Source organism: Pseudomonas sp. TH07, assembly GCF_016651285.1.
Classification (GTDB): domain Bacteria; phylum Pseudomonadota; class Gammaproteobacteria; order Pseudomonadales; family Pseudomonadaceae; genus Aquipseudomonas.
In genome coordinates this window covers 5,351,515-5,364,184 of the sequence record NZ_JAEKED010000001.1, presented here as the reverse complement: position 1 = coordinate 5,364,184, position 12,670 = coordinate 5,351,515, and the positions used below count along the sequence as shown (strand labels likewise).

The window sequence follows — 12,670 nt, the reverse complement described above, 5'->3', positions numbered from 1 at the left end:
TGAGTGGTCAGCCGTGAGTCGCGTCTTTATGTCGAATAGTCAGCGTCGGATGAAAAGCGCGACCGCTGCACTGCACACACATGCCGACGTAACCACGATGAAGATCAACGATGTATTGCCGGTACTGTCGAGCATACTGCCGATCAACGGCTCTGCCAGGCCGGCAAACAGATAGGACGAGAAGTTCATGACTCCGGTTGCCGTGCCGGCCCGTTTTGCTCCGACCAGGTCGGGGCACAGGGCCCAGAAACTCGATGCGGGGCCGTAGACAAAGAAGCCGCAGAGAAACAATGCCACAAGCCCTATTGCGCTATGGGGGGGCAGGCTCCACATCCACAGGCTGGTTGCGGCGCCAAGGAACATGTAAAGCATGATTGCCAGGTAGCGCTTGGAGCCAAACAGCTTGTCCGAAACCCAGCCGTTACTGAGGGCACCAATCGCCATGCCCACCGGCAGGGCAACGGTAATCCACTTCGGATCGATCATGCTGTCGCCGCTTTTCCAGTTGGCCCCCAGAAAATGCACCGGCACCCAGACGATCAGGCCGTAGCGCGCAGCGTTCTGAAACCCCAGGGAGATGGCGGCGACGATCAAGCGGAAATTCTTGAGCACGGCTTTATAGCGTTGCGCGGAGGATTCGGCTTCGCCGTCTGCCACCTCGTGGTTTTTATCCTCGGCATTGGCGACGCCGGTATCGGCCAGCGCTTCGAAGCCCAGGTCCTGGGGGCGCTCACGAGCCACCAAGTAGAAAATGATGCCGCCGGCCAACATCAATAAAACCGGCAGCCGAAAGATCCAGCGCCATTCCAGTTGCAGCACCTCAAGCACAATGATTGAAGTCACGTAGGACAGGACTGAGGCGCACCCGGCGGCAAATACATAGAAGCCATACACCTTGCCGCGCTCGCCGGCACTCCACCAATTGGAGATCAACCGACTCCCCGGTGCCCAGCCCAGGGCCTGGAAGTAGCCGTTGATCCCCCAAGGCAAAATAAGGCCGACGAAGCCCGAGGCAAAGCTGGTCACCCAGTTAGCTCCACAGGACAGGACGGCGCCGAGGGTCATGATGCGGCGGCCGCCGAATTTGTCGGCGAGGTTACCGTTAATGGCTTGGCCGATAGCGTAGGCCCAGAGCATGGCCGCAGACGCCCAGCCCAGTGTTTCCTTGCTCAAGCCGAACTCGGCCTGGATCCCCGGAATGGCGAAGCCGAATGTTTGCCGTCCGGTGTAGAAAAACAAATAGCAGAACATCGCCGCCAGCAGCATGCGCCATTGGGCGACTCGGAACGGTGAAGTGCGGACGGCGAGACCAGGCATGGTGTAGGCACGATTCATGATCTTTTCCTTATTATTGTTCGTTCCCACCGAGTGAGTTCGGAGGGGTGCACTCTTTTCAGGGGCTGCAGGAAATCGTCGCGGCTCGTCATGCCGCTGACAGTGCTTGGGGGGTGGTTGGGCTCTAGGCGGCTTGTGTGCCGATGAAGTTTTTGCCTCTGGCGCCCTGCATGGCGAAGTTGACCATGTCTTCGGCCTCCGATGCCGTGACCCCATAGTCGGAAAACTCGGTTTTTACATCCAGGCTGTGCAGGAATTCACGTAACTGACCCTGAGCCTTTTGCAGGTCGTTACCGAATATGCGCTGCAGAGTCCGGTCGCGTGCGGCGTCGTGGCCCCAGGCCAGGCCCAGCACCAGCGGCAGGGTGAAGGAGCAGGCTATTCCGTGCGCGAGGCCGTAGCGCAAAGTCATTTCGTAGGAGATCGAATGGGCCAGGGCGGTTTTGGTATTGGAGAACGCCAATCCGGCCTTTAGCGCGGCCAATGCCATGCGCGAGCGCAGTTCATGGTTGGATAAGTCACGGCGCAGTTGCGGCAGGCATTCCAGAATGTCCTTGATGGCAGAGACGGCCAAGGTGTCCGAAACCGGGTTGGCATTGATGTTCCAGATCGACTCAAGGGCATGGGACAGCGCATCCAGCCCCGTTGAAACCGTGACCCCCGCCGGAACCGTGAGCATCAGTTGCGGGTCGATAATGGCCACTTTGGGCCAGGTGCATTCCAGGTGCAGGGAGTATTTCTTGTGGCTGGCCGAATCCCAGATCGTGGCCCAGGGAGTGACTTCGCTGCCGGTGCCCGCCGTGGTCGGAGCCGCGATCAGTACCTTGCTACGCACCGGGACGAACGTCTTTCCCGTGGACAGCAGCGCGAGCAATTCATCAAAGCGCCCCGACTCGGTGCCCACGATCAACGCTTTGGCCGTATCGATCGCGCTGCCACCCCCGACGGCGATGACCGTCTGGCAGTCGCCGGCCTGTTGCCAGAAACGATCGTAAGTGTCGCGCAGGTGGGCCACGTCCGGGTTGGGTTGGACATCGTCGATGACGTACACCAGGCGCTCGCCCAGCAAGTCATGAATCCGATCGAGCAACCCCAGGCCGCGAGCTTCAGGAAAGGTAACGAGGGCGACTTTCTGGTTTTCGGTGATAGCGACCAGTTCAATAAGGCTGTTCCAGCCAAAACGGGTGTCTACAGGGTTGTGGAATCGGGTGGTCATGGTGAGTCCCTGGTTTTTGTTGTTGGAAGTGGCCCCATACTCGGGGCCCTTCAACAACAGCTCAAATCGATAATTCGCAGGCTTTAATCGGCTGGCCCGATACCTGAGCCAGCAAGGTGCTTGTGCATGCGCTGGCTTCAGCGATGAGCTCCTCGCTGAATCGCATTGCGCAATCTTCCGGAGACGGCATCGGCGGCGATCACCATCAGGGTGATGACGATGATGCAGGTGGCGGTTTCCTGATACTTGAAGAGCTTGAGACTGCTCACCAGCTCAAACCCGAGTCCGCCGGCACCGACCATGCCGAGCACGGTGGCCGAGCGCAGATTGACTTCGAAGCGGTACAGGATCACGGCAATCCAGGCGGTGATGACTTGTGGCAACACGCCAAAAACGATGACCTGCAACGGTCGGGCACCGGTCGCCTGCAATGCCTCTATCGGGCCCTGATCAATCTCCTCGATGCTTTCGGCAAAGAACTTGCCCAGCATGCCCAGGCCGTGCAGCGCCAATGCCAGTACGCCAGGGAAGGGGCCCAGGCCAACGGCCGAGACGAATATCAACGCCAGGATCAGTTCGTTGATGCTGCGGGTCACGTTGAGGAACTGCCGGGTCGCAAGGAACACCAGGCGATTCCGGCTCAGGTTGCGCGCGGCGAGAAATGCCAGCGGGATGGCCAGTAACACGCCGAGCAGTGTGCCCCAGATCGCGATTTGCAGCGTTTCAACGGCGGGCGCCAGCAATCTTGGGAGGATGCTCAGGTCTGGTGGAACCGTGCGCGCCAGGAAATCGCCGATTTGCGGCAGACCGGCAGCCAGTTCACCCACGCTCAACTGCGCGCCCGCGGCGCTCCAGTGAAGTGTCAACACCACGGCCAGTACAACCGCGCACGTCGATAGCCAACTGCGGGTTCCGCGAGGCAGGTCCACGGTCCACAGATAGTTTTGCTGTTTCATGTTCAAACCCTCAGCTCTGTGGCTCGGATCAGCGGCTTGGCCGCTGTCGCCTCTGCATCCTCTGCCGACACTGCCTGGCCAGGGTAGATGCGCTGCAGATCAGCTTCGGTCATCTGGGCAGCGTTGCCGTCATACACCAGCTTGCCGTGGGCCAGGCCGACAATCCGATCCCCAAACTCGCGGGCGTAATCAACCTGGTGCAGGTTGCACACCACTGTGATCCCCAATTCACGGGTGGCATCGCGCAGGTATTGCAGCACCAGGCGCGCCGTGTTCGGGTCGAGACTGGCCACCGGCTCGTCCGCCAGGATCACCTTCGGTCGTTGCGCCAGGGCCCGGGCAATGCCTACCCGCTGCATCTGCCCTCCAGACAGTGCATCGGTGCGCTCCCGGGCTTTATGCACCAGCTCCACGCGCTCCAGGCATTGCATGGCCAACGCCACATCTTCGCGACTGAACAGCTGCAAGATCGAGGTCAAGGTAGACACTGCGCCCAGGCGGCCGGTGAGCACATTTTTCAATACGCTGAGGCGTGGCACGACGTTGTGGTGCTGGAAGATCATTGCCGCCTGACGTCGCAGGGCGCTGGTATCGCGACAGGCCAGTGCATCCATGCCCGCCACGGTAAGCGTCCCGGAATCAGCCTGGACCAGTCGATTGATACAGCGCAGCAACGTCGACTTGCCCGCGCCGGATTGGCCCAGCACCACCACAAACTCACCGGCGGCGACGTCCAGGTCGACACCGCGCAAGACCGTGTTGGAGCCGTAATGCTTGGTCAGTTGGCGGATGCTGATCATTTCAGTCTCCGCAAATCGAGGTCGAGGACCTTGGCGGTTTCGCGCACCACGTCGTAAGCCGCATCAGTGGTGGGCTGGAAGCCATCCAGTTGGCCTTGGTCACCCCAAGGCACGTCCTTGATCGAAGCCAGGGCCGCAGCGACTTTCTCTTTGAGCGCCGGGTCGAGATTTTTGCGCCAGACCATTGGCGACTCCGGAATCGGCCGCGAACTCCAAACCACCTGGAGGTCATCGTCTTTGACCAGGCCTCTGGCCACTGCGTTGGCAAGAATGCGGTCGGCCACTGCGGCAGCGTCGACCTTGCGGTTCGCGACTGCGAGGATGCTGGCGTCATGGGAGCCGGAGAAGATTACCCGTGAAAACAGTTTTTCCGGATCGAAGCCGGCCTGCTCCAGCCCGGCCTTGGGGAATAGGTGACCGGATGCAGAGCTTGGGTCGACAAAGGCGAAGGTATGGCCCTTGAGGTCGGACAATTCACCAATCCCACTGTCCTTGTGCGCCAGGATCAGGCTGCGGTAGGCGCTCTGGCCGGTTTTTTTGGTGACCGCCACCGCGAAGGCCTCGACATCGGCCACCGACGTAGCCAGCACATAGGAGAACGGACCGAGATAGGCCACGTCCAGTTTGCCGGCCCGCAATGCTTCGATGATGCCGTTGTAGTCGGTCGCGACAAAGGGCTCGACGGGCATGCCCAGCTTTTTCTCCAGGCTGCTGAGTACCTGCTTGCTGGACTCGATCATTGCCTGGGAGTCCTCTGATGGGATCAGGCCAATTCTCAGCTTGTCGTTCGCCGAGGCTTGGCAGGCAGCGCTTATCGAGAGGCAGACAATAGCGGCGATACGCAAGAATCTGGAGAAATTGTTCATGGCATTCCAGGAGGTTGGTTGAAGTGGCCTCAGGCTAGAAATGTCACGTGACAGTCATACGATCAATTCAATATGGATTTCAGCACTCAACTATTGATGGGATCTATGGATGTCCACCGCAAAGATGCGCGCCTTTCTCGCCGTGGCCCGCCACGCAAGTTTCAGCGCTGGCGCACGGGCGCTGGGGCTCAGCCAGCCGACGTTGACCACCCAGGTGCAGAGCCTGGAGCGCCAGTACAATCTGGAACTGTTCAATCGCCGGGGACGGCGCATCGAGTTGTCGGATGTCGGCCGGCAGTTGCTGCCGATCGCTCAAGCAATGGCGGCGCTGGACCTGGATGCGCACAACCTGCTGCGTGACTCCGGTCAGCTGGACAGTGGCCAGTTGAAGCTTGGCGCGGTCGGCCCCTTTCACGTGATCGAAATGGTGGATAACTACCTTCAGCGCCATCCGCGCATCGACGTGTCGATCCGGGTCGGCAACTCGGCCCAAGTGCTGGCTGATCTTGAAAACTATGTGACGGATATTGCGGTGCTTGCCGGTCGAAACGATGATCCAGGGCTCTGCTCCGTGCATTACGCGCGCCACCCGATCATTCTGTTTGCCCACCATGAGCATCCTTTTGCCGGGCGTGGTTCAGTGCGCCTGGAGGAGCTGGAAGGTCAACGGCTGCTGCAACGCGAGCCCGGGTCGACCACACGTCTGGTCCTGGAACAGGCGTTGCTCGCGGCAGCAATCGTTCCGCGCATCGCCATGGAAATCGGCAGTCGCGAAGCCTTGCGCGAGGCCGTGGTGCGGGGGCTGGGGCTGGGTGTTGTCTCCGAGGCCGAGTTCATTGCCGATCCTCGTATTCGCACGATCCGCATTGCGGGCGATCCGCTCTACACCGAAACCTATCTCTATTGCCTGGCGGAGCGACGTTCCAGTCGGCTGATCAGCTCGTTTTTCGATGTGGTTCTGGCTTAGCCGGTAACTGCTCGGGACCTGAGGATGTTACTGCCCCACGGCATGAGCTCAGATGCGCTCCAGCATGGAGAATTGACTGCTGAGCCAACTGTAGAGCTGAGTCACCGCTGGCGAGATCTGTTTACGGTGCGGGCACACCAGGCTTAACGGCGAGGCGTCGCCGGGGTACTCAGGCAGTAGCACCACCAGGCGTCCTGCCGCTACATCGCTGCTGACATCCAGCCAGGATTTGTTGGCGATACCTTCTCCGCCCAGGGCCCAGCGTCGAACCACATCGGCGTCGTCACTGAACAGTGGGCCGCTCACCTGGATCGACTGGTTACCCAGGCGCCACTTGTCGTAGACCCTGCCGTTTTGCAGGTAGAGCAAGCACGGATGGCGGCTCAGGTCATCCGGGGTGCTCGGGTATCCATGGCGCTCGACATAGTCTGTGGAAGCGACCAGCACCCTGCGATTCCAGGGCGCCAGGGGCAGGGCAACATAGTTGGCATCTTCATTCGATCCGTACCGTATCGCCACATCGACCGGTTCGCGAAACAGATCCGCCACCTGGTCGGAGAGGACAAAACGCAAGCTGAGTTCCGGATGCTGGCGGCGGAATGCCGAGAGCCATGGCAGCAGAATATTGCGCCCCAGATCGGACGGTGCCGCCACTTGCAGTACTCCACGAAGACGGGCATTTGCTCCGTGCAGGCTTTCCTCTCCTTGCTTCAAGGTCTCAAGCACAGAGAGGGCCGTGGGCAGGTACTGCTCACCCTCGGCAGTCAGTCTGAGGCTGCGGGTGGTGCGGGCGAACAAACGCACATCCAGCTCGCGCTCCAGGCGCTTGATCGCCGCTGCAACCTGGCCAGGTAACAGATCTGCTTCCAGTGCTGCGGCGGTGAAGCTGCCCAGTGCGGCGCTGCGCACGAACAGGCCAAGGTCATCAATACGGATCATTTTCACTCCTGCAGTGAAAGTGTTGGCGCATTCTGCAGGTTTTTCTTTGCCCATGGGAAGCCGAAGATGATCGCAATTGAGCGCATCAGCCCTTCATACAGCGAGTGTCCATGAAAGCGATTTCCTTTACCCAACACGCCTTGCCCATCGAAGATCCTCAGGCACTGCAGGATATTGACGTTCCTGTGCCGACTCCTGGCCCCAGGGATCTGCTGGTGGAAGTGCAGGCGGTTTCAGTCAATCCGGTCGACACCAAAGTGCGTGCTGGGACTTTCACCAGAGAACCGAAAATCCTGGGCTGGGACGCCGCAGGTATCGTCCGTGAAGTGGGCGCTGAAGTGACACTGTTTCATCCCGGCGATGAAGTGTTTTACGCGGGCTCCATTGTCCGCGCCGGCAGCTATAGCCAATTGCACCTGGTGGATGAGCGAATTGTCGGGCATAAGCCGCGATCGTTAGGTGCAGCCTCCGCTGCAGCGTTGCCGCTGACGTCGATAACTGCCTGGGAACTGCTGTTTGACCGCCTGGGGGTCGCCGAGGAGTCAGGGCAGGGCGAGTGTCTGCTGATCATCGGTGCGGCCGGTGGCGTTGGTTCGATGCTGGTGCAACTGGCCCGCCAGTTGACCCGGCTGACCGTTATCGGTACCGCTTCGCGGGCGGAGACCGCAGATTGGGTTCGGCACATGGGGGCCCACCATGTGATCGACCACAGCCAGCCACTGCTTCCCCAGTTGGAAGCACTGGGAGTGGCAGAGGTCAGCTATGTGGCCAGCCTGACCCATACCGAGCTGCACCTTTTGCAGTTGATCGAGGTGCTGCGTCCGCAGGGGCGCCTGGCTGTGATCGACGACCCGCAGAGCCTGGATGTGATGCCCCTCAAGCGAAAGTCCCTGTCGTTGCACTGGGAACTCATGTTTACCCGCTCGCTGTTCGAAACCCCGGACATGATCAAGCAGCACCACTTGCTCAATCGCGTCTCCAACCTGATCGATCAGGGCGTTTTACGAACCACCCTGGGGGAGCACTTCGGCCTCATCAATGCCGCTAACATGCGCCGCGCCCATGGGCTGGTCGAGAGCGGCAAAGCCAAAGGCAAGATCGTTCTCGAAGGTTTCTGATCATCGTCCCCACACCTGCAGGTGGGCCGCTGACAGGCCCATCGGGAGCACACCATGCGCATTAAAAACCTACCCGCAGTACTCGCGATAGTCTCGGCAGCGGTGTTCGCCGTGCCGATGGCCCATGCAATAACCGCCGTCGGATTGGCTGAAGATGCACCCGCCGACAAAGCCTTCGGCAAGCTTGAGCAGGTCCATGCTTTTTACGATGCCATGCCCACGGGGGTGACCGTCAGCGAGACCGGACGGATTTTCGTCAACTTCCCACGCTGGGGCGACACGGTGCCGTTTACGGTGGGTGAAATTCGCGATGGAAAGGTGGTGGCCTACCCCAATGCGCAGATCAACCAGGAGAACCCTCGGGATCCGGGCGATGGTTTGATCAGCGTGCAAAGTGTCGTGGCCGATGGTCAGGGCCGTGTCTGGTTGCTCGACACCGCGGCTCCCGGGTTCTCGGATCCGAAGCCGCGCGGGGCGAAGCTGGTGGCGGTGGATCTTGCCAGCAACCGTATCGTCAAGCGGCTGGTGTTTCCGGATAACGTCATGTTGCCCAGCACCTATGTCAACGACATGCGCTTTGACTTTCGCACGGGAACGCAAGGCACGGTCTATATCACCGACTCCTCCCTGCGTGGCCCCGGCGCGATCATTGTCATGGATATCGCCAGTGGACGTGCCATCCGGCGCTTGAGCGGCGCCCCGGCCACCTCGGTTGCCCCAGGATTTGTGCCGGTCGTCGAAGGCTTGCCAGTCATGGTCGATGGACCGAATGGTGAGCGCAAGCCGCTGGCGGTAGCCTCGGACGGTATCGCCTTGTCAGCAGACGGGAACACCCTCTACTTCACGCCACTGTCTAGTCGGCATCTGTTTGCTGTCTCCACGGCGTTGCTGCGCGATGCCAACGTCAGCGAACAGCAGCTTGCCGCCGCGGTGCAGGACCTGGGGGAAAAAGGCGCCTCCGATGGTTTGGAAGCCGACGCCGACGGCGCCATTTACGCGGGGGACTACGAGCACAACGCCATCCGCAAGCGCCTGCCTGACGGGCGTTGGCAAACACTGGTGCACGATCCCCGGTTGCTCTGGCCCGACACCCTGGCAATTGGTCCGGATGGTTATCTGTACTTCACCGCGAACCAATTGCACCGCCAGGCAGTGTTCCGTTCCGGCCAGGATCAGCGGGAAAAGCCCTACAGCCTGATGCGGCTCAAAATCGACGCCGCGCCAGCGCCAACCCGCTGATCGCACCCCATGCCACCGTTTACATAATGCGAACCCTGGAGAGTTTGATGATGAATGCGTCCCATCAGGCAGTGGTCTCGATTGCAGTGCTCAAGGCCAAGACCGGCCAACGGCAGGCGTTGAAAGAGGCGTTGTTGGCACTGATAGAACCGACCCGGGCGGAACCTGGAAACCTTGATTACGTGCTGTTCGAGCTGCGCGATGAGCACGGAACGTTCTATATGCGCGAAGCCTTCAAGGATCAAGCCGCGCTCGATGCTCATTTCGCCATGCCGTACTTTCAACGCTTTGCCGCCACGGCCGGCGCGCTTTTGGATCAGCCGTTGCAACTGATATTTCTTGAGCAAGTTTCGGCCTAGCCCAGTTGCCAATTTCAGTCGTCCACTCAACCTCTCAGGCACGCTAGCGTGCCGGGTGGTTGCTCCTGTCTGTCGGGGTGCCCTGCAATGAAAGACTTCACGCAACGTCCAACCCATGGATCACCTGTCGACGACGATGTGGACGTCAGTGAAACCAACGAGTGGCTTGAAGCCCTGAAGGGCGTAGCCCGGGTAGGGGGCCGGCCGCGCGTCCGGTACTTGCTGCAGCGGTTGGCCGAGCAGGCCAATCGCCTGGGTGTCCCGGGCGCCGCGAATGCGTATTCGCTCTACCAGAACAGCATTGCGCTCGAACAGCAGCCGGTTTACCCCGGCAACCTGGTGATGGAGGAACGAATCACCTCGATCATCCGCTGGAATGCGCTGGCCATGGTCGCCCGGGCGAACAAGGCCTATGGCGAGCTAGGCGGTCACATCGCCAGTTACGCATCGGCCGCCGAGATATTCGAGGTAGGGTTCAATCACTTTTTTCGGGCTGACAGTGAAGAGGGGCGGGGCGATCTGGTTTACTTCCAGGCCCACTCTGCCCCCGGTGTCTATGCGCGGGCCTTTCTCGAAGGGCGCTTGCAGGAGGCGCAACTCGAGCGCTACCGGCAAGAAGTGCAGGGCGCAGGGCTGTGCTCCTATCCGCATCCGTGGCTGATGCCCGATTTTTGGCAATTTCCTACCGGTTCCATGGGGATAGGGCCGATCAATGCCATTTACCAGGCGCGATTTCTGCGTTACCTGCAGCACCGTGGGTTGGCTTCGACTGCGGGGCGTCATGTCTGGGGAGTCTTTGGTGATGGTGAGATGGATGAGCCGGAGTCCATGGCTGCGTTGTCATTGGCCGCGCGGGAAAACCTGGACAATGTCACGTTTGTGATCAATTGCAATTTGCAACGCCTGGACGGCCCCGTGCGAGGCAATGGGCAGATCGTCCAGGAGCTGGAATCGTTGTTCAGCGGTGCCGGATGGAATGTGATCAAGGTGCTTTGGGGGTCGGATTGGGACCCACTGTTTGCCCGTGACGAGGGGCAGGCGCTGTTACGTCATTTCGCCGGAATGGTGGACGGCCAGTACCAGAATCTTGGGGCCAATGACGGCGCCTATAACCAAAGTCACTTCTTCGATCAGGACCCGCAATTGCAGGCACTGGTGGCCGACATGAGCCCGGATCAGATCGACGCGTTGCGCCGGGGCGGACATGATTTTCGCAAGTTGCATGCTGCATTCGACGCCGCCAGGCGACACCAGGGGCGACCGACGGTGGTGCTGGCCAAAACCAAGAAAGGCTATGGCATGGGCCGGATCGGCGAGTCGCGCAATACTGCCCATCAACAGAAAAAACTGGATGTCGAGGCGCTTAAGGCGTTTCGCGATCGTTTTGCCTTGCCGCTCGATGACCAGGCCGTGGAGGAAATGCGTTTTTACCGGCCAGCCGAAGACAGCCCCGAGTTGCGTTACCTGCATCGGCAGCGCCAAGCCTTGGGCGGTTATCTGCCCAAGCGCAGCAGCCAGGTTGCCTCGGTCAAAATCCCGCCGCTCGACAGCTATGGGCGCTTTGCCCTGACCGCCGATGAGCGGGAGATATCCACGACAATGGCGGTTGTGCGCCTGTTCACCCAACTGATCAAGGACAAGCAGTTGGGGCCGCGCATCGTGCCCATTGTGGCGGATGAGGCGCGGACTTTTGGCATGGCCAACCTGTTCCGGCAGATCGGCATCTACTCGGCAGTGGGGCAGTTGTATGAGCCGGAAGACGCCGGTGCATTGCTCTACTACAAGGAAGCCGTCGATGGGCAGTTGCTGGAAGAGGGCATCACCGAGGCGGGCGCCATCTCTTCCTGGATCGCCGCTGCTACTTCGTACAGCGTCAATGGTGAGCCGATGCTGCCGTTCTATATCTACTACTCGATGTTCGGTTTTCAGCGCATTGGCGACCTGATATGGGCCGCCGCTGACCAGCGGGCCAGGGGATTCCTGATCGGTGCGACTGCGGGGCGTACCACCCTGGCGGGCGAAGGGTTGCAGCATCAGGATGGCTCCAGCCAACTGATGGCGGCCACGGTCCCCAACTGTCGCGCCTACGATCCAGCATTCGCCAGCGAGGCCGCAGTGATTATCGATCACGGCAGCCGGCGCATGCTGGAACAGCAGCAGGATGAGTTCTATTACCTGACAGTGACCAACGAAAACTACGTCCAGGCTTCACTGCAGCCCAGCGAACATGAGGACGTCATTCGCGGCATGCGCCTCTACGCTCGTTACGGTGACCAGGTGCCTTCGGTACGCCTGCTCGGTTCGGGGGCCATTCTGCGCGAGGTGATCGCTGCGGCACGGATGCTGGACGAAGAGTGGCAGTTCAGTGCGGAAGTCTGGAGCGTGACGAGTTTTTCCGAACTGGCCCGTGAAGCCCGCGAAACGCAGCGTCAACAGATATTCGGTGGTGACGTGCAACAACCCAGTCACTTGCAGCGCTGCCTGCCGGGCAGCACCCCGATCGTGGCGGCCAGCGATTACGTACGGGCCTATGTGCAGTTGCTGGCTCCCTATTTACAGGCGCCCTACATCACCCTCGGGACCGACGGTTTCGGGCGTAGCGACACACGTGCGGCTTTGCGCAGTTTTTTTGAAGTGGATCGGTACCACATCGTACTGGCGGCGCTGGCCTCGGTTGATGCCGACGCCCATGCCCGTGCACGTACGAAATATGGCATCGATGCGAAGGCTCAAGCCCCCTGGAATTGCTGAGGCGCGAGCATCCATCTGCTGCGCAAAGACCTGGGCGTCGGTCCTAACGGCACCGGAAGTTGCAACGTGGCAGCCGATGAGGTTCAGGCCATAGGTTTGCCCATGGCTCATCTGTTAGTGTGTG

11 protein-coding genes are annotated in these 12,670 nt (G+C 60.3%); 5 read left to right on the top strand and 6 right to left on the bottom strand.

Annotation, left to right across the window (positions count from 1 at the left end):
• Positions 1-39 precede the first annotated feature (39 nt).
• The 5 genes from JFU57_RS24490 to phnD form a co-directional block, all read right to left on the bottom strand.
• Complete coding sequence (locus JFU57_RS24490; RefSeq protein WP_201131044.1) at positions 40-1,335, bottom strand: MFS transporter; 1,296 nt, start codon at positions 1,333-1,335, stop codon at positions 40-42.
• Positions 1,336-1,459: 124 nt separating this feature from the next.
• A complete protein-coding gene (psrA, locus tag JFU57_RS24485; RefSeq protein WP_201131043.1) occupies positions 1,460-2,551 on the bottom strand; it encodes an iron-containing alcohol dehydrogenase PsrA in 1,092 nt (363 codons plus the stop codon).
• A 137-nt stretch (positions 2,552-2,688) separates the two neighbouring features.
• Positions 2,689-3,507 (bottom strand): phosphonate ABC transporter, permease protein PhnE, encoded by an 819-nt coding sequence (phnE, locus tag JFU57_RS24480; RefSeq protein WP_201131042.1) that lies wholly within the window; start codon positions 3,505-3,507, stop codon positions 2,689-2,691.
• Positions 3,508-3,509: 2 nt separating this feature from the next.
• Positions 3,510-4,307, bottom strand: coding sequence for a phosphonate ABC transporter ATP-binding protein (phnC, locus tag JFU57_RS24475; RefSeq protein WP_201131041.1), 798 nt, complete (start codon positions 4,305-4,307; stop codon positions 3,510-3,512).
• Entirely contained in the window at positions 4,304-5,173 is an 870-nt protein-coding gene (gene phnD, locus JFU57_RS24470; protein ID WP_201131040.1) for a phosphonate ABC transporter substrate-binding protein, read from the bottom strand. The genes phnC and phnD overlap by 4 nt, the downstream gene beginning before the upstream one ends.
• A gap of 109 nt (positions 5,174-5,282) precedes the next feature.
• Between phnD and JFU57_RS24465 the strand changes: the two genes are divergently transcribed.
• Positions 5,283-6,140: a LysR substrate-binding domain-containing protein gene (locus JFU57_RS24465; protein WP_201131039.1), complete on the top strand. Its 858-nt coding sequence runs from the start codon at positions 5,283-5,285 to the stop codon at positions 6,138-6,140.
• 48 nt (positions 6,141-6,188) lie between these two features.
• Here JFU57_RS24465 and JFU57_RS24460 read toward each other — a convergent pair whose 3' ends face one another.
• The gene (locus JFU57_RS24460) at positions 6,189-7,079 is read right to left on the bottom strand and encodes a LysR family transcriptional regulator (RefSeq protein WP_078473036.1); all 891 of its coding nucleotides are present in this window, start codon (positions 7,077-7,079) and stop codon (positions 6,189-6,191) included.
• Positions 7,080-7,189: 110 nt separating this feature from the next.
• On the opposite strand from JFU57_RS24460, the gene JFU57_RS24455 reads away from it, so the two are divergent.
• The 4 genes from JFU57_RS24455 to mdeB all read left to right on the top strand — a co-directional run bounded on the left by JFU57_RS24455 (position 7,190) and on the right by mdeB (position 12,546).
• Complete coding sequence (locus JFU57_RS24455; RefSeq protein ID WP_078473035.1) at positions 7,190-8,197, top strand: zinc-binding alcohol dehydrogenase family protein; 1,008 nt, start codon at positions 7,190-7,192, stop codon at positions 8,195-8,197.
• Positions 8,198-8,251: 54 nt separating this feature from the next.
• Positions 8,252-9,436, top strand: a complete 1,185-nt coding sequence (locus JFU57_RS24450; RefSeq protein WP_201131038.1) for an L-dopachrome tautomerase-related protein — start codon at positions 8,252-8,254, stop codon at positions 9,434-9,436.
• Positions 9,437-9,486: 50 nt separating this feature from the next.
• Positions 9,487-9,795 (top strand): putative quinol monooxygenase, encoded by a 309-nt coding sequence (locus JFU57_RS24445; RefSeq protein ID WP_201132187.1) that lies wholly within the window; start codon positions 9,487-9,489, stop codon positions 9,793-9,795.
• A gap of 87 nt (positions 9,796-9,882) precedes the next feature.
• Entirely contained in the window at positions 9,883-12,546 is a 2,664-nt protein-coding gene (gene mdeB / locus JFU57_RS24440; RefSeq protein WP_201131037.1) for an alpha-ketoglutarate dehydrogenase, read from the top strand.
• Positions 12,547-12,670 lie beyond the last annotated feature (124 nt).

What these genes read in the sequence shown, in the direction of transcription:
- JFU57_RS24490 (WP_201131044.1), bottom strand. Translation starts at nt 1,335, where the DNA reads ATGAATCGTGCCTACACCATGCCTGGTCTCGCCGTCCGCACTTCACCG.
- psrA (WP_201131043.1), bottom strand. Translation starts at nt 2,551, where the DNA reads ATGACCACCCGATTCCACAACCCTGTAGACACCCGTTTTGGCTGGAAC.
- phnE (WP_201131042.1), bottom strand. Translation starts at nt 3,507, where the DNA reads ATGAAACAGCAAAACTATCTGTGGACCGTGGACCTGCCTCGCGGAACC.
- phnC (WP_201131041.1), bottom strand. Translation starts at nt 4,307, where the DNA reads ATGATCAGCATCCGCCAACTGACCAAGCATTACGGCTCCAACACGGTC.
- phnD (WP_201131040.1), bottom strand. Translation starts at nt 5,173, where the DNA reads ATGAACAATTTCTCCAGATTCTTGCGTATCGCCGCTATTGTCTGCCTC.
- JFU57_RS24465 (WP_201131039.1), top strand. Translation starts at nt 5,283, where the DNA reads ATGTCCACCGCAAAGATGCGCGCCTTTCTCGCCGTGGCCCGCCACGCA.
- JFU57_RS24460 (WP_078473036.1), bottom strand. Translation starts at nt 7,079, where the DNA reads ATGATCCGTATTGATGACCTTGGCCTGTTCGTGCGCAGCGCCGCACTG.
- JFU57_RS24455 (WP_078473035.1), top strand. Translation starts at nt 7,190, where the DNA reads ATGAAAGCGATTTCCTTTACCCAACACGCCTTGCCCATCGAAGATCCT.
- JFU57_RS24450 (WP_201131038.1), top strand. Translation starts at nt 8,252, where the DNA reads ATGCGCATTAAAAACCTACCCGCAGTACTCGCGATAGTCTCGGCAGCG.
- JFU57_RS24445 (WP_201132187.1), top strand. Translation starts at nt 9,487, where the DNA reads ATGAATGCGTCCCATCAGGCAGTGGTCTCGATTGCAGTGCTCAAGGCC.
- mdeB (WP_201131037.1), top strand. Translation starts at nt 9,883, where the DNA reads ATGAAAGACTTCACGCAACGTCCAACCCATGGATCACCTGTCGACGAC.